The organism is Plectonema cf. radiosum LEGE 06105 (assembly GCF_015207665.1).
In the GTDB taxonomy this organism is placed as follows: Bacteria; Cyanobacteriota; Cyanobacteriia; order Cyanobacteriales; family Nostocaceae; genus Rivularia; species Rivularia radiosa_A.
This window is the reverse complement of the sequence record NZ_JADEWL010000036.1, coordinates 29,312-49,978: the sequence shown is the minus strand read 5'-3', so window position 1 is coordinate 49,978 and position 20,667 is coordinate 29,312. Positions and strand designations below refer to the sequence as shown.

General features: G+C 38.2%; 14 protein-coding genes. 9 read left to right on the top strand and 5 right to left on the bottom strand.

Annotation, left to right across the window (positions count from 1 at the left end; translation table 11 throughout):
• Positions 1-142 precede the first annotated feature (142 nt).
• Both IQ247_RS13150 and nrdJ read left to right on the top strand, forming a co-directional pair.
• Positions 143-1,405: a glycyl radical enzyme family protein gene (locus IQ247_RS13150; RefSeq protein ID WP_228059712.1), complete on the top strand. Its 1,263-nt coding sequence runs from the start codon at positions 143-145 to the stop codon at positions 1,403-1,405.
• A 260-nt stretch (positions 1,406-1,665) separates the two neighbouring features.
• Entirely contained in the window at positions 1,666-2,739 is a 1,074-nt protein-coding gene (gene nrdJ, locus IQ247_RS13145) for a ribonucleoside-triphosphate reductase, adenosylcobalamin-dependent (protein WP_228059711.1), read from the top strand.
• Positions 2,740-2,744: 5 nt separating this feature from the next.
• Here nrdJ and IQ247_RS13140 read toward each other — a convergent pair whose 3' ends face one another.
• Positions 2,745-4,028 carry an RNA-guided endonuclease InsQ/TnpB family protein gene (locus IQ247_RS13140; RefSeq protein ID WP_193920637.1) on the bottom strand — a complete coding sequence of 428 codons (1,284 nt, stop codon included), beginning with the start codon at positions 4,026-4,028 and terminating at the stop codon, positions 2,745-2,747.
• Between the two features lie 362 nt (positions 4,029-4,390).
• Between IQ247_RS13140 and IQ247_RS13135 the strand changes: the two genes are divergently transcribed.
• From IQ247_RS13135 to opcA, 6 genes are all read left to right on the top strand, one after another.
• Positions 4,391-4,609, top strand: a complete 219-nt coding sequence (locus tag IQ247_RS13135; protein ID WP_193920635.1) for a ssl0294 family protein — start codon at positions 4,391-4,393, stop codon at positions 4,607-4,609.
• A 470-nt stretch (positions 4,610-5,079) separates the two neighbouring features.
• The gene (gene rbp / locus IQ247_RS13130) at positions 5,080-5,376 is read left to right on the top strand and encodes an RNA-binding regulator (RefSeq protein ID WP_193920633.1); all 297 of its coding nucleotides are present in this window, start codon (positions 5,080-5,082) and stop codon (positions 5,374-5,376) included.
• A gap of 1,070 nt (positions 5,377-6,446) precedes the next feature.
• Positions 6,447-7,496 carry a class 1 fructose-bisphosphatase gene (gene fbp / locus IQ247_RS13125; protein ID WP_193920631.1) on the top strand — a complete coding sequence of 350 codons (1,050 nt, stop codon included), beginning with the start codon at positions 6,447-6,449 and terminating at the stop codon, positions 7,494-7,496.
• 279 nt (positions 7,497-7,775) lie between these two features.
• Positions 7,776-8,927: a transaldolase gene (tal, locus tag IQ247_RS13120; RefSeq protein WP_228059710.1), complete on the top strand. Its 1,152-nt coding sequence runs from the start codon at positions 7,776-7,778 to the stop codon at positions 8,925-8,927.
• 191 nt (positions 8,928-9,118) lie between these two features.
• Positions 9,119-10,648 carry a glucose-6-phosphate dehydrogenase gene (zwf, locus tag IQ247_RS13115; RefSeq protein ID WP_193920629.1) on the top strand — a complete coding sequence of 510 codons (1,530 nt, stop codon included), beginning with the start codon at positions 9,119-9,121 and terminating at the stop codon, positions 10,646-10,648.
• Between the two features lie 287 nt (positions 10,649-10,935).
• Positions 10,936-12,318, top strand: a complete 1,383-nt coding sequence (gene opcA / locus IQ247_RS13110) for a glucose-6-phosphate dehydrogenase assembly protein OpcA (RefSeq protein ID WP_193920628.1) — start codon at positions 10,936-10,938, stop codon at positions 12,316-12,318.
• 182 nt (positions 12,319-12,500) lie between these two features.
• Here the strand turns inward: opcA and IQ247_RS13105 are convergent, their stop codons facing one another.
• Positions 12,501-12,821 carry a MazG nucleotide pyrophosphohydrolase domain-containing protein gene (locus IQ247_RS13105; RefSeq protein WP_193920626.1) on the bottom strand — a complete coding sequence of 107 codons (321 nt, stop codon included), beginning with the start codon at positions 12,819-12,821 and terminating at the stop codon, positions 12,501-12,503.
• 590 nt (positions 12,822-13,411) lie between these two features.
• Between IQ247_RS13105 and IQ247_RS13100 the strand changes: the two genes are divergently transcribed.
• Entirely contained in the window at positions 13,412-14,803 is a 1,392-nt protein-coding gene (locus IQ247_RS13100) for a cobyrinic acid a,c-diamide synthase CobB (RefSeq protein ID WP_193920624.1), read from the top strand.
• Here the strand turns inward: IQ247_RS13100 and IQ247_RS13095 are convergent, their stop codons facing one another.
• The 3 genes from IQ247_RS13095 to IQ247_RS13085 form a co-directional block, all read right to left on the bottom strand.
• Entirely contained in the window at positions 14,804-15,235 is a 432-nt protein-coding gene (locus IQ247_RS13095; RefSeq protein WP_193920622.1) for a Crp/Fnr family transcriptional regulator, read from the bottom strand.
• A gap of 74 nt (positions 15,236-15,309) precedes the next feature.
• Complete coding sequence (locus IQ247_RS13090) at positions 15,310-18,387, bottom strand: MFS transporter (RefSeq protein ID WP_193920620.1); 3,078 nt, start codon at positions 18,385-18,387, stop codon at positions 15,310-15,312.
• 529 nt (positions 18,388-18,916) lie between these two features.
• A complete protein-coding gene (locus IQ247_RS13085) occupies positions 18,917-20,305 on the bottom strand; it encodes an SLBB domain-containing protein (RefSeq protein ID WP_228059709.1) in 1,389 nt (462 codons plus the stop codon).
• Positions 20,306-20,667 lie beyond the last annotated feature (362 nt).

Genomic DNA, 20,667 nt, shown 5'->3' with positions numbered 1-20,667 from the left:
GTTGTGTATAAGAGACAGCTTGTCCCCCCATCTCAATTCCTGTAGCGTAAATTCCCAAATTTTGCAATCTTTAATTGTACTGCTATTTGGCGTATAGTCTTAATCTGAAAGAAAAAAAGACGCGATAAAAATCAATAAAAATATGGTTCAAGAGCTTGAACGGAAACACCTGGGTGCAAACTTTCCAGAAACAGCCCCTGCGGCAAACCCTGTATTTTTCAGGACTTACAGCCGTCGTCAACAGTCCATAGGAACTAGAGAAACTTGGGAAGAGGTTTGCGATCGCACTCTTCAAGGTTTGATTGAGTTGGGTAAGCTAAACGGAGATGAAGCTGCAATTTTGGAGCGGATGCAGCGCAATCTGAAGGCTTTACCGAGTGGAAGATGGTTATGGGTAGGTGGTACAAATTGGTTGAATCAACCGAAGAATTTTTCGGGGGCTTATAACTGTACTTCGACAAATGTCATTGACTGGAAAGCTTTCGGTTTAATGATGGATTTGGCTATGATGGGCTGTGGTACAGGAGCGATTTTAGAACCAAAATATATTAATCAATTACCATGCATCCGCAATCGTTTAAATGTAACGATACAAGGAAATATTGGTAAAACTATAGCTAACGAACGCCGTGAATTTACGGAAATTAAGATAGATGGCGATATGCCTCCGGCATCTAGCGAAGCTAATCGCGTTACTATTTATGTGGGTGATAGCCGTCAAGGTTGGGTTCAGTCTTATCAAACTCTTTTGGAACTCTCTAGCGACGAACGTTTTAACGAAGAAGTTGAAGTAATCGTTGATATCAATGATATTCGTAAAGCTGGGGAACCGTTGCAAGGTTTCGGTGGTATGGCAAATCCGGTGAAGTTACCGGAGCTTTATCAGCGTTGTGCTGCGATTCTTAATAAAGCTGTTGGCAGAAAATTGACTTCGGTTGAATGCTGTTTGTTAATTGATGAAGCGGCTGTTACAATTGTGGCAGGCAATATCCGAAGAAGCGCGGGTATCCGTCAAGGAATTGATACAGACACTGCCTTTGCTGACGCAAAAGCAAACTTATGGCAGCAAGATAAAGATGGAAATTGGCGTATAGATCCAGAACGTGATGCTTTACGCATGGCGAATCATAGCAGAGTATTTCACCATAAACCGACTTTAGAAGAATGTGTGAATGCAGTTCGCAAGCAATATTACAGTGGTGAGGGTGCGATTCAATGGGCTGGTGAAGCTGTTGCTAGAGCAAACGTTGATTTACTAACTACGCAGGAATTGAAAACTGATTTTTTACAAGCTTATCAACAAGGTAAAGGTAAAGATTGGCTCCAAGAAAAGCATTTTCATCTTAATGACAATGAAATAGAGCATCGTCTAAATAGGTTTGGCTTGAACCCGTGTGGTAATTGATACTTTTGCCTCACGTAAAAAACCCCGCAAAATCGGTGAAAGCTGAAATGCTAATACCGAGGTAATCAAAAGAATTAAAGAGCTTTTGACACCGTACAGCGTAGAGAATGAAACTAGATTGCAATAAAAGTTGCATTTTAGAATATAAATCTCCAAGAGTGTGGGGCATCCATAATTTATGAGGATGAAAATGTACGCGGAACTACTGCGAATTATCAAGCAGTAGAACTAGGGGATAAAAAGCCTCTAGGGTAACACAATTGGAAATCATTGGTTCTAATTTTCACTGTAACCTGAGTGAAGTTCACTTAAATCAAATCGACCCCGAAAATTACAAAGAACAAGAAGAAGCTTTTACAGCCGGTGCTTTATCTGTAGCAGTGTTGTTGAATCATCATTTTTTGGAACCACGTTATCAATATAGTCGCGAATTAGACCCGATTGTGGGTGTATCTTTTACCGGCTTATTTGACTTCTTTGTCAGTGCTTTTGGGGTTGACTGGTTGCATTGGTGGACGGAAGGAAGACCTGCAACACAGGAAGGTTTAGCCTTTAAACGTCGCGAACAAGAATATCTGAGTATGTGGAAAGAAATCGTACATCGGGTAGTTTGGGAATATTGCGATCGCCATCAGATAAAACGCCCAAATCGCTGTACCACAGTGCAACCCAGCGGTACTAAATCCTTGCTTACTGGGGCTTCTCCAGGATGGCACCCACCCAAAGCCCAAAGATTTATTCGGCGGATAACTTTCCGCAAAAATGACCCGGTAGCCTTAGCTTGTATTGATTACGGTTATGCGGTGGTTCCTTCTCAAGCCGATAAAGACGAAAACGGCAACTTGTTAAATGATCCCTTCGACTCTCGCTGTACCGAATGGTTAGTAGAAATTCCCGTTGCTGTACCTTGGGCAGATGTACCGGGTGCCGATGAAATTGCCATCGATAAATTTAACGCTTTAGCTCAAATGGATTTTTATATGCAGGTGCAGCAATTCTACGTTACTCACAACACTTCAGCCACTATTGAAGTGCGAGAAAACGAAGTAGAAGCATTGGGAAATCGCATCTACCAAGCGATTCAAAACGATGAAGGCTATATTAGTGCCGCACTTTTGGCAAGATTCGACGACCATCAAACCTTTCCTCGCTTACCATTTGAACCAATCGATAAACAACAATATGAAGAGTTAATGGCACAAGTAGAAAATCGTCGTGAGACAAATGATTTTAACAATGCATTGAAACGGTATGATTTCGGTGAATTAATGGAAGCCGGACCATCCGGATGCGATTCCGACAAGTGTATGATGCCCGAAGATAAACCCATGTGAACTACCTACACTTCCCTTGCGGGTAAGTGTAGGCTTCCCAGATCGTTGGGGATTGCCTCAGACTTCGTAGATTTTTTACGTCCAGAAGTCTTTGGTCTTACATCCCCTCCTTGGGCAGAAGCGCACGGCAGGAGCGACCCTTGGGGAGACCCCAAGACCGCGCTGCCTTTAGTTCCTAACGCCCATAATCGCAAACCTTCATTTTTAATATTTATTGCAGCATTGACGTCTCTATCATGCTGTTTATGGCAGTGGGGACAATCTACAAATCTAATCCCCAATGAATCATAACCGTTTTGCAATATTGGGATTGGTAGTAGTGTTTCGCTGCAAAGTTGAGATGATGGGAAAAACCGACCTATTTCAATATAGGTGTGTCCAAATCTTTCAGCTTTGTATTTCAACATGGTTAAAAACATTCCCCAACAAGAGTCACTAATAGCTTTTGCCAAGTTAGGATTTTTCACCATATTTTTAACTGCCAAGTCTTCTACACAAATTACTTGGTTTTCGTATGCTATTTTGCGAGATAGTTTGTGTAGAAAGTCTTCACGGACTCTAGCCCCACGGCTAGAGACTTTAGCTACTAAGCGTTTAGCTTTTTGACGTTTATTAGATGCCTTATCTTTTTTTCTAGCTAGTTTTTTCTGTTTACGCTTCCTATTTTTCTCTAGTTTTGCTAATTGCTTCTTAGGCAAGTCGTACTTTGAACCAAAAGAAGTGACAGCAAAGGTTTTCAATCCGAGGTCAACCCCAATAGCATCGTTAACAGCAACTACTGGCTCGTCCTCTTGATTAAACAGGATAGAAGCGTAGTACCTACCATCTGCATTTTTAGATATAGTTACAGTTGTGAACTTGGCATTTGGTAGTTCTTTGTGAAACACAGCTTTAACCATCCCCAATAACCCTGGAAACTTGATTACACCATCTTGTGACATTAACTTAACGTTTTGGGGATACTGAATTGATTGCTTACCATGTTTAGACTTGAAGTTGGGATATTTGGCACGTCCTTCAAAGAAATTGACAAAGGTACTAGAAAGATTAAATGTTACTCGTTGCAATACTTGGCTGTATGCGAGTCCTAACCATTCATATTCTTTCTTTAATCCTGGCAACAATTTGTCCATTGCAATCTTAGAAAGACCCTTCCCTGTTTCTTTGTACGCTGTGGTTGTAGCATTAAGCATATAATTCCACAGCCAACGGGTATTACCAAAACATTGAGCTAAATAAGATTCTTGCTCCAAGGTGGGATAGATTCTAACTTTAATTGCTCTGTACATGGTGAGCCACTTGAGGTCTTGGCGGTCTCCGTCACGATCGCAAAGCGGCGAATCGACCTTACCGTGTTTACAATTTCATGATAACATATATTTTGACAATCGTGCTATCAAAAACAAAATATTTTGTTCGTTTCCGACAATTCCTCTTCCCTCACCGGAGGGTATTGGTCAGAGGACTGTCGTCAACTCACGCGCAATTCATCTCAACACTTCCGCTTCCTCGGTAAGTGTGAGCCTTCTTGCTGTTAAAGGTAAAATTGAGGGATGAAGTACTAATTCTCAAGTATTAAGTATTCTGAACTGTAATACTAGACTTGTTTTTCTTTATACTTCATTCTTTTTAGCCCTTTGGAGATAAAAAAATGTTCCTCGAAGAACTAGCACCATTATTTAAAGAATTCACCCAGCATCCAGCTTCATTTATGGGGGGATTTGTATCTGGTGTACTCAGACTTAACCTCGCTGATGACCCAGTAAAAAGCTGGTTAGCACAACAAACAAATACAACAAATTTTCCTACTTCTGCCAATACAATCCACAATGGTAAGAATAATGGACCTCAAAGTATTTCTATTGAGTAAAGTATTTGGCTAATAGAAAGATTTGGTTAATAGATAGTTAAATTGAACAAGGTCTGCTGAAAACCAGTAGACCTTTTGTTTATTTAATGGTTAAGATTACTGCTGATATCAAGCAATATAGTCTAATTCACATAACTAGTAGTGATGAATTTTACAACATCTAAAACAACCATAAAACCCTTATTTTCTTACTTATTAGAAGTATATATAAGCTACACTGATTTTAACTTGTAAAAGTTTGTGATATATCATACCTTGAAAAATTGCAGTCATCAGGTACTATAAAAACGTATTCGTGAGTTCAGTCCTAGGGATGGTTTATTTTGAGTTAATCCAGCTACTAATTGCTGATTATTAATTAGATAATTAACCATTAATAAAATTAGATTTTTTGCTGAACAGAAGAAAGCTAATCGTCTGAGTTTGACCTGGGGCTGAGCGATTCGCTATTTCTAGAACCGTTAACAAGCATGACTATTTACGTTGGAAATCTTTCCTATCGGGCTACAGAAGCAGACTTGAGAGCAGTATTTGCCGATTACGGTGAAGTGACTAGAGTTGTCTTACCGACCGATCGCGAATCAGGTAAAATGCGCGGATTCGCCTTTGTTGACCTCAATGAAGAAGCGAATGAAGACAATGCCATTTCTGAACTAGACGGAGCAGAATGGATGGGTCGTCAAATCCGGGTTAACAAAGCTAAACCAAAAGAAGATAATCGTCCCCGTGGTGGTTTTGTGAGAAAGCCAGATTTTCAAGAACAATAAATTTTCTTATTAAAATAAAGCCGCAAAATTTCTCGTTATCGTTTTTTATTTGATACAGGAATAAATCTTGCACCAATCCTTTAGTTAATACAACTAATCCATGTAGTTGTAGAACTAAGGTTTTAAAACAAGATGAATCAATTTTTTTTGACTATTTCCTTAAGTATAAAATTCTGTAACGGGAATTATGTACATTAATAATTTGCAGTAAATGCAATAAATTTCAAGTACAAATAAACTACCAAAAGTTGCTCGCTTTAGATTTCATAAATCTGATGTAGAGTATTTCACTGTGGCTGTTTGCTAATTGAGCAATACAAGCAGCTATAGTTTGGGCTGAAAATAACGCACATCACAAAAAAACTTCATAGAAACAACCCCGACAAGATACCGACCGACGATATCATCAAAAGTCGGGTTTTCCTATTTTAGAGAAAATTTCCCAAAATTAAACACAAGTTAAAAAAGTTAAATACAAATTAAATATCAATTAAACACAAATTAAAAAAGTTTTTTTAAATTCGATAATATTTATTTAATTATAATAATTTTTACACAGACAAACTTTCAGTAGAGAGATTCCACCACTTGCAATAATAATTTTGCTGAGCGGGAAAAATATAATTTTCTTAGCTGAGAAATCCCGAACAATCACTAAAGACTTTTGTAGAGAATATTACATTCGCCTCAATTCAAATAAATTTATTTTTGCAACTAAATTAACTTTTTATTATCTGTTTAAAGTTAAAATAGCAATCATTTTTATTAACTTATAGACTTATAAAATATAAATATGAATCGCGAAAAAATTCAAATAAATTTAAAAACTTAAAAATTTATTTATAATTGCTGCAAGACCAAGTGAAAATCTTGATTTTCAGGATTTTAATGCTTAAATAACCGAAGAAAAGCGCGATTTAGGATAAATGATTATTTGTTTTTTATCTAAAATTGCATTTGCGTTCCTAAAATACCTCTCTAATATAGAGGCAGCAACCATAAGTTGTAACCCTGACGGCATCTTCTCAAATAAAAGCCATAGCTAGCGAGACCATAGGAAGATAATTATTATGACAAAAGCAGCAGAACACGAAGACAAAGGGATTCAACACATCACGGATAAAGGACTAGATAGAGATTGTACGACTTTATCCCGTCACGTATTGCAGCAATTCCAAGGCTTTTCAGCCCAAGCACAAGATTTAAGTGCGCTGATGAATCGTATAGGGCTTGCGGGTAAACTAGTTGCTCGTCGTCTCAGTCGTGCTGGTTTAATGGAAGGTGTTCTTGGGTTTACCGGAGAAGTTAACGTACAGGGAGAATCCGTCAAAAAGATGGATGTCTATGCTAACGATGTGTTTATCTCAGTTTTCAAGCAAAGCGGTTTAGTATGTCGCTTAGCTTCCGAGGAAATGGATGAACCGTACTATATTCCGGAAAACTGTCCTATAGGTAGATATACCTTGCTCTACGACCCCATTGATGGCTCATCCAATACAGACACAAACTTGAGCTTGGGTTCGATTTTCGCGATTCGACAACAAGTTGGAGAAGATAGCGATGGGCAAGCTAAAGATTTACTTGCTCCGGGTAACAACCAAATTGGAGCCGGATATATCCTTTACGGACCGAGTACCATGTTAGTTTACACTATGGGAAAAGGAGTTCATTCCTTTACTCTTGACCCTAGCTTAGGTGAATTTATACTTACGGAAGAAAACATTAAGATTCCCGATCGTGGTTCAGTTTATAGCGTTAACGAAGGGAATTTTTGGCAGTGGGAAGAATCTATTAGAGAATACATCCGCTACGTTCACCGAACCGAAGGTTATAGCGCTCGCTACAGTGGAGCAATGGTCAGCGACATCCATAGAATATTAGTTCAAGGTGGCGTATTTCTCTATCCAGGTACAGTACAAAAACCAGAAGGGAAACTACGCTTACTGTACGAATCCGCTCCTTTAGCTTACATAATCGAGCAAGCAGGTGGTCGCGCTACCACTGGTGAAATGAGGATTTTGGATGTGGTAGCTGAAAAACTGCACCAGCGTACACCTTTAATTATTGGTAGTAAAGAGAATGTCGCAAAGGTGGAATCTTTTATTCAAAATGGTCACTAAATGAGTAGGGAGTAGGGAGTAGGGAGTAGGGAGTAGGCAGTAGGGAACAGTAAAAAATAATTAGTTTATGGGACTTATGCACTGATAGCAAAATCAATGTTCTCGCCTGTAGGGAAATTTTACATATCTGATTGCATAAGTCCGCTCACTACTCAGTGCTTACTGTCCACTGTCAACTGTCCACTGTTAATTATTCCTTTAGCGAGAATCAATAGACAATCCTATAAGCATTAATAGAAAAAGAGAGAAAAATAAATTTCGGAGTGAAATATAGCCAATATGGGCATCACCACAAATCAATTATTAGAAATCAAAAAATACGGTCAAAGTATTTGGATGGATAATTTAAGTCGTGACATTATCCAGTCCGGAGAATTAAAAAATCTGGTGGAAAACCAAGGTATCAGCGGGATTACCTCCAATCCCAGCATTTTTGAAAAAGCTATGGTTGGTAATGTCATTTACGATCAAGATATAGAAGCGGCAATTCGTAAGGGATTATCAACTCAGGAAATTTACGAATCTTTAGCTTTTGGAGATATTCGTTACGCTTGCGATATTTTACGTCCGGTATACGAAGCAACAGACGGATTGGATGGTTATGTAAGCATTGAAGTACCGCCAACTATCGCTCACGATACCCAAAAAACCATTGAAGAAGCTAGACGCTACTTTCAAGAAGTGGGACGGGAAAACTTAATGATTAAAATTCCTGGAACAGAAGCTGGTTTACCAGCTGTCGAGCAAGTAATATCTGAAGGTATGAACGTCAATATTACACTGTTGTTTTCCGTGGATAGTTATGTAAATACCGCTTGGGCTTACATTCGCGGCTTGGAAAAACGAGTATCAGAAGGTAAAGATATTAGTAGAATTTCCTCTGTAGCTAGTTTCTTCCTCAGCCGTATTGATTCCAACATTGATGGAAAAATCGACGAAAAATTAAGTCAAGGTGTTGACGATATCAACTTAGAAGCCAAGCTCAAATCCGTAAAAGGAAAAGTCGCGATCGCAAACGCCAAAATTGCTTATCAAGAGTACAAAAAGATTATCAACGACGAACGCTGGCAAGCTTTGGCTGCAAAAGGTGCGAACGTCCAACGTTTATTATGGGCAAGCACCAGTACTAAAGATCCCAGTTACAGCGATGTCATGTACGTTGATGAATTAATTGGTAAAGATACCGTTAATACCTTACCACCAGTAACCATCGAAGCCTGTGCTGACCATTGCGACGTAGATTCAAGAGTCGAAACCGATGTAGAAGCAGCATATAAACTGATCGAAAGTCTCAAAGATCCCGAAATCAACATTGACCTCGATCAAGTCATGGACGAATTGCTTACCGAAGGAATTGATAAGTTTATCAAACCCTTTGAATCCTTAATAAGTTCCTTGGAAGACAAAGTTAAGCACTTGTCACCTGTTTAATAATTAATGGGTAATGGGTAATAGGTAATAGGTAATAGGGAATTGGGAAGACAAGGAGATAAGGAAACAAAGAGAAATTCAACTTTTGACTTTTTAACCTCTTACCCATTACCCATTACCAATTACCAATTACCAATTACCAATTACCCATCACCCAAAAGAAAGTAAATCTAAAATTCCAAATCTAAATTATGGTTAGTTTGCTAGAAAATCCACTGCGGGTTGGCTTGCAACAGCAAGGCATGGCTGAACCCCAGATAATTGTTATTTTTGGTGCTTCCGGTGATTTAACCTGGCGCAAATTAGTACCAGCACTATACAAATTGCGACAAGAAAGACGGATTCCACCGGAAACCACAATTGTTGGTGTAGCGCGACGAGACTGGAGCCACGAACACTTCCGCGAACAAATGCGTAAGGGAATGGAAGAAGCTCACGGTGGTGTCGGCCCGGAAGAATTGTGGAAAGACTTTTCTAACGGTCTTTTTTACTGCTCTGGCGATATAGATAACCCCGAAAGCTATCAAAAACTAAATAATCTTCTGGGTGAATTAGACGAAAAACGAGGAACCAGAGGTAATCGATTATTTTACCTTTCCGTTGCTCCCAAGTTCTTTCCTGAAGCTATCAAACAATTGGGTTCCGGGGGAATGCTTGAAGACCCCGAAAAACACCGTTTAGTAATTGAAAAACCTTTTGGTCGAGATTTAGCATCTGCCAAAAATCTCAATGCAGCAGTACAAAAATATTGTAAAGAAGAACAAGTCTATCGAATTGACCACTATTTAGGTAAAGAAACGGTTCAAAATTTATTAGTTTTTCGCTTCGCAAACGCAATTTTTGAACCATTGTGGAATCGTCAGTTTGTAGACCATGTACAGATAACAGTAGCAGAAACAGTAGGAGTTGAAGACCGAGCCGGGTATTATGAAAGCTCCGGTGCATTGCGGGATATGTTGCAAAACCATTTGATGCAACTTTTCTGTCTCACCGCAATGGAAGCTCCTAACGCCATGGATGCTGATAGCATCCGCACGGAAAAAGTAAAAGTATTACGTGCTACTAGAATTGCGGATATAGAAAATTTGGCTAATTCCGCAGTGCGCGGTCAATATAGCGCTGGGTGGATGAAAGGAGAGTCTGTACCAGGGTATCACGAGGAACCAGGAGTAGACCCGAAATCTACAACACCGACATTTGTGGCGACAAAATTTGTAGTTGATAACTGGCGCTGGCAAGGAGTTCCCTTCTACCTGCGTACTGGTAAGCGGATGCCGAAAAAAGTTAGCGAGATTTCCATCCACTTCCGCGAAGTCCCTTCACAGATGTTTCAATCGGCTGCACAACAGAGAAGTGCCAATATTTTAACCATGCGGATTCAGCCAAATGAAGGAATTTCCTTGCATTTTGACGTGAAAGTTCCTGGAGGAAATTTCCGTACTCGTTCGGTTGATATGGACTTTACTTACGGTTCATTTGGTCTACAAGCAAAATCCGATGCTTATGACCGGCTATTTCTTGATTGTATGATGGGCGACCAAACTTTGTTCACCAGAGGAGACGAAGTAGAAGCTGCTTGGCAGGTAGTAACACCAATTATAAGCGCTTGGGATGCCCCCGCAGACCCAACAACAGTTCCGAACTATGAAGCTGGTACCTGGGAACCTGTAGAAGCAGAACTCTTAATCAACCGAGACAACCGCCGTTGGCGCAGACTATAGAAAGTTAGGAGTTAAGAGTTAAGAGTTAGGAGTTTAGGTCTTGAGGAGGGGAGGAGGGGAGTTATAAATTTTAGGTCTTGAGTTTTGAATTTTTTAGTTGGTGGATATAAATATTTGGGTTAATTGTTATTCATCGAACATTTTCCTATAACCAACTCCGGCAGTCCTAATTCCTAACTCCCCTACAGATGTAGGAATACATCCCGTCTCTATAATTCCTAACTCCTCACTCCCAACTCCTAACTTTAATTTAATTACAACTCAAAACCTAAAATTCTTTAATTTTTATGACGAACCAAGCACCCACTATTTTTTCACTTCAGGCTCCCAAGGATGTTTCGCTTAACGAAATTGAAACCGAATTAAGCAAAATTTGGCAAAGTTACGGTATCGGTGGTGAAGACGGAGCGCTTCCTGCGGCTACGCGAGCAACTACATTTACTTTGGTAATTTACGAACCAGAACAAACCCAGTATTTGTTGGCTGCTTTAGGATTTTACAAAGGCCCAATTGATGGTATCCTCGGACCACAAACTGTATCGGCTCTACGAGATGCACAAAAAGCTCTTGGTTTGGAACGAACTGGTAAAACTAGTCCGCAAATGTTAACACGACTGCGGGAAGAACTTGCTAAACTTTACGGCGGTGGTAACACCACAGATGATAATGGTAATAATGCTGCTCAGTACACTCCAGATGCAGCTAGCGCTAGAATTGCTGACGAAATTGCTTTGCGTAATCCTTGTCGTATTATTAGTTTGATACCCGTAGTTGGTGAAGATGAAGGTGTTAAGGCGCAAGTTTCTGCTTATTGTCCGATTCAAAAGCAATCATCTTCTTCCCTGGTTTGTTGCGAGTATATTACTTTAACTGGAACTGCCGTAGCTTTAGAACGTATTGGTGGTATGCTTCCGGAGTTATTAATTGGTGGTTTACCCAAGTTTATTTGGTGGAAAGCAACACCAGATCCGAACAATCCTTTATTCAAGAGACTTTCCACTGTATGCGATAACGTTATTGTTGATTCTTGTAATTTTAATGAGCCAGAAAACGATTTACTCAGGCTGCAAGAATTGATTGAAAATGGCATACCGCTAGCTGATTTAAACTGGCGACGTGTGGGAGGATGGCAAGAATTAACAGCAGAAGCTTACGATGCACCAGCACGACGTAAAGGTTTAATGGAAGTAGATCGAGTTAATATCGACTATGAAAAAGGCAATTCTGCTCAAGCATTACTATTTTTGGGTTGGTTAGCAAGTCGTTTAAATTGGCGTGCGGTTTCCTTTGAACAACAACTCGGCGACTACATTATTAAAAGCTTTAAATTCATGGGGGACAACCAAAGGGAAATACACGCCGAATTAGCAGGAGTTCCAGTCGGTGATGTGGGTGATATTCCCGGCGATTTAATTGCTATACGTTTAAGTTCTACTAATCCAGAAGCAAACTGCGGTACCTTGATTTGTTCCGAAACCGGCGGCTGTATGCGGATGGAAACCCAAGGTGGCGCTCAATCTACTGGGGTATTTCAACAAATAACCTCGCTTTCCGAGCAAAAAGCCGAAGCTTTACTTTCTCAACAAGTACAACGTTGGGGTAAGGAAGCACTTTTTGAAGAAAGTTTGAAAGTTACAGCACAATTAATTCAATTAGCTAATAAGAGTTAGGAGTTAGGAGTTAGGAGTTAGGAGTTAGGAGTTATACCATTTCACTTTAATGGTGATACATATTAATTGTGTAGAGACGTAGCATTGCTACGTCTTTTTGTATGTATGAATGGCACTAAGTTCAGAAGCATCATTTATTTGCAAACTTCTGTATCCTATGCATTTAGATCAAAAGATAAAAATTAACGGTCTAAAAGTTTTCCGTGACACATTCTTTGTTCAAGTTTCTGCATATTTCCTAGCATCAATTCTTCTAAGCTTAGATTGAATTGTGACGCAAGAAAAGCTACAAAATACAACACATCTCCTAACTCGTTTTTCATCGATTTATTAATTTCCTCAATTTCACATTTATCTAAATTTCGGTCATTTCTACAGTAACGCTTTAATATTCGTGCTACTTCTCCCGATTCTTCACAAAGCCCTAATCCCAATATTGGCAATTCGTTTTTAAAGTTTTTAGCAATTTCAATAGTCCAACTTTGATAATAATTAGCGTTCATACTTTACAATTAAAAATACTTAATAATTGACCGTAATTAATAAAGAATAAGTTCCGGTTTATTAACAAATGAATAATTAACAATTAAATAATATGTTGAGTTTTGATGCTTGATAAATTTAGTGATAAAAATCAATGATCATAGCCACTAAAATCTATGATTGTAATTACTAAAATTCATGACACAAATCACATTGACCTAATATTGTTGTGCGTGGGCGATATTTTCCTCTATACATCCAAGCCCTAAAATCAATCAAAAACTGTGATATGTCTTTGCTTAACATTCCCTATTATCTCTTACCTTCAAATAAAAATACAGCCTACCAACCAATATATGTATTAAACCGACATATTAAATTATTCTTAATTTGGCGTTGGAGAATTCGGGTATGAATTTAGATTTTGAGACGTTACACTGTAACGTCTCTACAGAAATTTCGGTTATCAATAAAATTTGATTCATACTTATTAGGGGGCAACGCCCTTAATTTTGTTGAGAATAGTGTAATATATAAATTCAAAATAATTACAAGCATAAATACTTATATAATTCATAATTCATAACTCCTAACTCCTAACTTTCACTTCATGGCTTTAATTATTGCTGGAGAACGTAGCGGTGTGGGCAAAACTACGGTGACACTCATGCTGTTATCGTGTTTGTCTCGGCGCGGTTTGCAAGTACAATCTTTTAAAGTGGGGCCTGATTACATTGACCCGATGTTTCATAAACACGTTACAGGTCATGCTTGTCGTAATTTAGACCCCGTTTTAACTTCTGAAAATTATCTAAAAGAATGCTTTTATCATTACTCTAATTTATGTGAATATTCCCTAATTGAAGGAGTAATGGGTTTATTTGATGGGGTAAATGGTAATTACGCTAGTACGGCTCATGTTGCTAAGTTATTAAATTTACCCGTTTTATTAGTAGTTGATTGCAGTCGTTTATCTGGTTCTGTCGCTGCAATTGTCCACGGTTATTGCTCCTTTGATCAACAAGTTAACATTGCTGGAGTAATCTTAAATCGTGTCGGTAGCGATCGCCATTTATCTCTGCTCAAAAATTCTCTAGCACCTTTACAAATTCCCCTTTTTGGTGTAATAAAGCGTCAAGATAATATTACAATTCGCGATCGCCATTTGGGTTTAGTACCAACAACAGAACTTCCAGAATTAAATGAACTAATAGATCAACTTGTAAATCTCGGTGAAAGTTGCTTTGACTGGGAAAGTTTATTACCACTTTTGCGAAAGACAGAAAAAGCAAATCAAGAATTTTCTTCCTCAGTTATTATTCCCCCCATCTCCGCTTCTTCTACTTACCCTTCTTCACCAATAAAAATCGCCATAGCATACGACAAAGCTTTCAATTTTTACTACCAAGATAATCTCGACTTGTTGCAAAGTTTGGGTGCAGAATTGGTTTTTTGGAGTCCTTTAGAAGATACTGAATTACCCAAAGATATTAAAGGAATGTATTTCGGAGGAGGTTTTCCAGAAGTTTTCGCTGAAAAATTAGCAGAAAATACCCGTACAAGAAATGCTGTAAAAGCCGCTATTTTATCAGGAATACCCACAATAGCCGAGTGTGGTGGTTTAATGTATTGTGCTGAGCAAATTGTAGATATGACGGGTAAATCTTGGGAAATGGTGGGAGTATTATCTACAACAGCAGTAATGGATAAACATTTAACTTTAGGATATCGTCGCGCTATAGCTCTACAAGATAGTTTATTAATAGATGCAGGAACAACAATTTACGGACATGAGTTTCATCGTTCCCGTTTAATATCCGATTCTAATAATCCCTTATTTGAAACTTATAGATACGATTGTGATGAATTCATGGGAAAAGAAGGATGGGTTTCACCTTTGAATCTCCACGCTTCTTATATTCATATGCATTGGGGAAATAGTCTAGAAATTCCGCAAAGATTTTTAAGCCAATGTCGGATTTTTAATACTCTTATTTTCTAATCAACCCATCATACTTACATCTTTATTTAATTTACGAATTAAACGTGATAATTCACGAATGATATTCACAGCAATTTCGGGAGTTTCTTCAATAGCATCATCAAGCTGTTCTTGAGTTAATTCCAAACATTCACAAGCATCTATTGTAGTAGCAGAAGCCGAACGTGGTTGGGTATCAAATACCGCCATTTCCCCAAAGTATTTTCCTTGTGACATAACTGCAAGCGTTCGATTATCCAAATGAATTTTGACTTTTCCTGAAACTACAATATAAAGAGATTGTCCTTGCTCTCCTTCTCGAAATATACTGCAATTTGGGGGAAACCACAGTTCGTTCATCGCAGAAGCTAACCGAACTATAAAATCATCTCGCAATTCTTTGAATATTGGAACTTGACGTACAAATAATAAACGATCAACGCTAGTTAGCATAGAAGAGTTAGTGGATGGTTGATGGTTGTTAGTGGATGGTTGATAGTTGTTAGTGGATGGTTATCCACCATCAACTATCTTTTAACTTTATGCTTTTCTATAAATTCCTTGACTTGAGCTATTACTAAAGGATGTGAATCCTTTTTTAACTGGGGTAAAATTTTTATAAATAAGCGGGGAGATGCAATACTTAAATAAGCGACAACGGCTTCTCTAACGAAACCACAAGGATGACGTAAACTTGCTTTCAGTTGTGATTTTTTAAGCTTAATCCGAGCAACTTGAGCAAAATGAATGCAGCAAGCCCAACACCAATCAGAAAGTGAGTTTTCTAACTCTAATAATGTTCGAGTCCGTTCGTTTACTGCCATTTGTTCGTATTGTGATAATCCTGCTTCTACAAGTTTTTGTAATTTTTCATAAGGTGGCCTTCTATCAAAAATATTGAGTAATATAGTTTTGCTAGGTAAATTTATAGTATGTTCTAAAATTTCTAATCCTACTGCTAAATTTACTTGGGATTCGGAATTAATATTGAATACAGCAGCGTTAACTTTTTCTAAGGGATAAAGGAATTTTAAAAGTAAAAATAAACGTTCTTTTATATCAATTTCTAATTCTGATAACGCTTTTTGTACTAACCGACATAAAGCTACAACTTTCTTTTTAGAATGAAAATTTTGTAAAGTTTCTCCAGTTTTAAATTCTATATAAGCAGCATATATTTCACCTTGATTTTTGAAATCTACAGATGCAGCATATATTTCACCTAACAACTTTAACTCTTGTTCAATTAATTTTTGAATTCTAGTTTCATAAGACCTATCCACCAAAATCAAAATTCCCTGTTGCTGATGTCTTTTAATTAAAGTACGCAGTATATGACATTTAATTGAACCTTTGGATATTTCTAAATGATGCCATAAAATATCGACTGCTTTTAAGGTATCAATTTGACCAATTGTTCGCAAAGCATATACTCTTGTTATTTCTGGTTCGTAGTTATCTATTGCTAAACGTGACAGCATTGGTAAGACTTCATTTCCGAGTTTTACTAAACCATTCATCGCTACTAAACGGGTAGATTTATGGTGAAGTCCTACTATTAATGCTGAATAATATTCTTCTAAATTATTTGCCGCAATCATTTCTAAAACTATACTTCGTACCTTCAAAGATTTATCTTCTAATAAAGAGGGAATATGAATCCGCAGTGCTTGTAAATAAGATGCTTCAGCAAGAGATTTAACCCCATTAACTCGTATTTCTTCTTCTTTATTAGTCAGCATCCATCCTAGAGTTTTAGTTGCTGCTACTTTTTGCTTTGTTGTACCATAAGTTAATAATAAAGCCGCAGCAGTACCTTTAATTACAGAGTGTTGTTCGGGATTAAGATATTCTTCTAATTGATTTAAATTTGGAGAAGCTTCGGCAAGAGAAACGTAACGCAATGCTAAAGCAAATATATTGGGATTTAAAATAGTTTGAGGATTTTCTAATAAAGTGCGTACTTGAGGTAAAAAAGCGGGATTGACATCAGATTCAAGCATTACTTCCAAACTTCGAGATTGCAAAGTAGGAGTAAGTGTTAGTAATTCTGGTGCTAAAATTTCCCCAGCCCCTTGGGGATCGATTTGCGATAAAAGTTCGATACAAGAATGTTTATCCGCTTCGCTGCCTTTTTCTCGTAAAGCTTTGATTACAGCACGCTTGAAAAAAGGTAGATCCACATTTGTCACGCTTAATTGTCCCCTTTCAGCACTCAAAACTAATAAATCCACATACTGCGATCGCAATACCCAAATGACTCCTACACATATAATCGCAACAATGGCAGTTTCGATAATTAGGACTAAATGTTGCCAATTTACAGTTATAAAATTCTTGGTTAGCCACTGAGTAATTAAAATAATAAATCCGGTAAAACCCGCAGCGGCAGTTTCTGCAAAGCCTCCAGATAATATTTGTACACGACTTCTAACTTTCTCAGGTATTGGTTGAAACAGTAATGTACTAGTATTAGCTACGAAAGTATAACGCAAAAGTTCATCTAAAAACTTAATCAGCGTTAAACCCCATAGCAATGACAAAGCAGGTATTTTCAAGCCAAACAAGGCTGAAGTCATTGACAATGACGATATCATAGCCATCCCTGCCAATAAAGTTCCAATACCAACAGGTAAAATTGCCGTAGTAAAAAACACTCCTAAACGTTCGATTACACGGCTAGAGACAAATAACTGAGTTGTAAGTTCAAATAATCCGAGGATTCCGCCAAATACACCTAAAAAACTGGTAATTTCTTGACCTTGAAAGGTTGATTCTAACTGAGTTAAATACTGAAAATCTACTAACAATCCGATTGTCTGAATTAACAATCCGAAGGCAAATAATCGTAAAGCATAATTCTTCAAAGGAGCCGAAAGACGACGAGCGTGGTAAACTTGCGGTTGCTTGATTTTTCGTTGCGGAACATCGGAAAAAGCTTGAGGATATTTCTTGCTCAAATGCAACAGAATTGCAGTTCCTAAAACTATAACCAAAGCCCCAATTAAAATGACTTTATCTAGCTTGAGAAATCGAACTAAAGTCGGTAAACTAAATCCACCTATGACATCAGCAACTAAAATTCCACTACTTACTAAAGGATAAGTGCGCTTAATCTCCTGAATATTAAATAATTGGTTTGCTGCAATAGAAGTGTTGAGTTGATTGATAACATAGAGCGCGTCAACCCACAATCGCAGTAAAAATACGCTGAATAATGCCAAGCTCGAAAGCTGCAAATTTGTAGATAAGGTAATTTGTAAACCTATAGGCAATAAAATTAAAGGTATCACCATGCAAGGTAAAGCAGCTACAATTACCCATCGCAGAGGAAAAATCTTTTGCAGCCAAGAGTACAGAAAAACCAAGGCAATTCCAACTACTGCACTCGCAATATAAATCAGCGGTAGAGAGCTAGCACCGTATTTATCCAGAAATAAAGCAATGCTGCTATCTTCTACCCATCGCAATCCAACTGATGTTGTGGCGTAAAAAGCAAACATCAGTAATGTTCGAGAACCTTCTTCCGGTCGGAGATTTACCCAGCGGAGTACTCGTAGTAAAATATTTTTATAGGCACCTAGGTGTTGATTTTTTAATTGCATCTGGTTTAATCTGTTATAGTTACCCCTGTCCAAGGAAATTTACGATTAACTTCAGTTTTTTGGACTTGGAAAACCATTTCCTCAAATACTGGTAACTAGAAAAAGCACCTCCCATAAGGTATTACTCCTAGAAAAAAATAAAAGTCCTGAGTAACTGAGTATTAGTTTTCCCACTCAGCACTCAAGACTATCGTTTTTTTGATTAATTTAAATTTATTTTTGTCCGATCAACAGATAAATCAACTCTGAAGAAACACCAATAAATAAGACGTTGCAATGCAACGTCTTTACATTTTTCCTTTGTTAAGCAAAAAAAAATAAATTTTGGATGAAAAAATAAATTCTAGAAACCCCTAAATTTATTTATGGGGTGAATCCAAAATCTAAAGCTTGTACTGAGGGAAGCGAATGTATCCAAAATCCCAAATTGATAAGACATCTGGTGGAAATTAATTATGCGTCATCCAGAAACCTTGTAGAGACGCGAAATTTCGCGTCTCTACATTCTTTTTCGGAGATGTCTATTGATCTAAAAACCGATTCCGAAGAATCTCAGAACACCTAAAATACTACCTAAAGGTCCACCAATTTGATTGATGGTGTCACCAGTTTTGGCTATACCAGAACGGCTGACTAACAATACATCATTACTACGAAGAATCGGATTAGTTTTCTCGTTGATTCCCGCTTTCAAATCCACTTCTACCAAACGCTTGGTCACCGAACCATCGGGATTCAAACGAATCAAGTCAATTTTACCGCTGCTAGCTCTAGCATCGTTAAATCCACCTGCTGCGAGCAAAGCTTGGTTAAGAGAACTATTCGGTCTAATTTGTACTGGTCCTGGTCTTTTAACTTCCCCTACCACACTCACTTCCATTTGTGAAGGAGACAAAGTAGTTGTAGCCAACTGTGTAGCTTCTGCTGGGTTGACCTCAGTTGCGGTGGGGAATATGATTGTATCTCCATCTTGGACAACTACGTCTTGGTTAACATCACCGCTTGTTAACAACCGCCACAAATCTACATTGATGATTTGTTCGGTACCCGTTCTTGTCGGTCGTCTAATTATGACGTTACGAACGTTAGCTTGTGGTGTAATTCCCCCAGCTTGTTGTAACGCTCGCGTTATGGTAGGCTGACCACTGATATTTGGCGCACCATTCTGGTTGTTTCCACCACCTTCTGTCGCTCCTGAAGTTACCAAATATGAACCCGGACGAATAACTTCACCAACTACCGCTACTGTACGGGGTCTAGTGGGGTCAGCCGCAAAGTTGGCTGCTGCAATATTACGCGCTGTTGCAACGTTAAAGTTTCTACTAGTTGGGACATAAACGGTGTCACCATCGCGCAAAGTAATATCTTGAAAACTTCTACCTGTTTTGATTAGGTCATCTAAATCAAGATTGACTGTTTGTTGTCTTCCATTCCCCAGCTGACGACGTAACTGCACTTGGGTGATATCAGCACTCAGAGTTACTCCCTGAGCAGTTGTTAAAGCTGCTAAAACCGTTGGGTATTGAATACCTGGGTCTTGACCCGCACCACCTTCTAAACTTAGAGTATAAGCCCCTGGACGGGTTACTTCCCCAGCTACAAATACGTTGATCGGACGGGGAGATAATAAATTGACTGAAATAATCGGTCGTCTGAGAAAACGAGCGTATCTTCTGGCAATTGCATCAGCGGCTTGTTCCGTTGTCAACCCCTCAATGGACACGCTACCAACTAAAGGTAGGTTCACGGCTCCACCAGGAGGAATTACGTAATCACCTGAATACTCTGGCACTTCAAACACATTTACTCTGATGCGATCGCCACCACCCAATGCGTAATTTGAACGAATTCGAGCAGCTTGTTGTGCGAAAACTGGATTAACTGGTTCCAAAGCAACGGTAACGGCAGTTAATAACATTACACCCAGCAATGGCCGGGCAAACAATTTTAATAGATTTGTGTTAAGCATATTTACCTGAGATTCAGATTTGTTAAGCACTGTCTTAACATTTTATTCTTGACTATACGTAAGTGTTCAAGTTCCATTACACTTTTATTTTCTAAAATAACCGGAAGTTGATAGCAATAAATTATTTATTAAGTTTAAATTTTTAATAAAGTTGCTGTAAAGCTTAATCCCTCGGCATTTAGAATAATTATTACTAAGTCATAATCAACACATTTTATTTGTTTGAGATTAATCCAACGTTTTCCTATTTTTTACAAAAAATCCAGCTTTCCCAATTACCTTCTTAATTTCTTCATTAAGATAAAATAATC

Bases quoted from the DNA above. Each gene is read 5' to 3' on its own strand.
- rbp (WP_193920633.1), top strand. From the start codon at position 5,080: ATGACTATTTACGTTGGAAATCTTTCCTATCGGGCTACAGAAGCAGAC.
- IQ247_RS13150 (WP_228059712.1), top strand. From the start codon at position 143: ATGGTTCAAGAGCTTGAACGGAAACACCTGGGTGCAAACTTTCCAGAA.
- IQ247_RS13095 (WP_193920622.1), bottom strand. From the start codon at position 15,235: ATGCTAACTAGCGTTGATCGTTTATTATTTGTACGTCAAGTTCCAATA.
- fbp (WP_193920631.1), top strand. From the start codon at position 6,447: ATGACAAAAGCAGCAGAACACGAAGACAAAGGGATTCAACACATCACG.
- opcA (WP_193920628.1), top strand. From the start codon at position 10,936: ATGACGAACCAAGCACCCACTATTTTTTCACTTCAGGCTCCCAAGGAT.
- IQ247_RS13100 (WP_193920624.1), top strand. From the start codon at position 13,412: ATGGCTTTAATTATTGCTGGAGAACGTAGCGGTGTGGGCAAAACTACG.
- IQ247_RS13135 (WP_193920635.1), top strand. From the start codon at position 4,391: ATGTTCCTCGAAGAACTAGCACCATTATTTAAAGAATTCACCCAGCAT.
- IQ247_RS13090 (WP_193920620.1), bottom strand. From the start codon at position 18,387: ATGCAATTAAAAAATCAACACCTAGGTGCCTATAAAAATATTTTACTA.
- IQ247_RS13140 (WP_193920637.1), bottom strand. From the start codon at position 4,028: ATGTACAGAGCAATTAAAGTTAGAATCTATCCCACCTTGGAGCAAGAA.
- IQ247_RS13105 (WP_193920626.1), bottom strand. From the start codon at position 12,821: ATGAACGCTAATTATTATCAAAGTTGGACTATTGAAATTGCTAAAAAC.
- zwf (WP_193920629.1), top strand. From the start codon at position 9,119: ATGGTTAGTTTGCTAGAAAATCCACTGCGGGTTGGCTTGCAACAGCAA.
- tal (WP_228059710.1), top strand. From the start codon at position 7,776: ATGGGCATCACCACAAATCAATTATTAGAAATCAAAAAATACGGTCAA.
- IQ247_RS13085 (WP_228059709.1), bottom strand. From the start codon at position 20,305: ATGTTATTAACTGCCGTTACCGTTGCTTTGGAACCAGTTAATCCAGTT.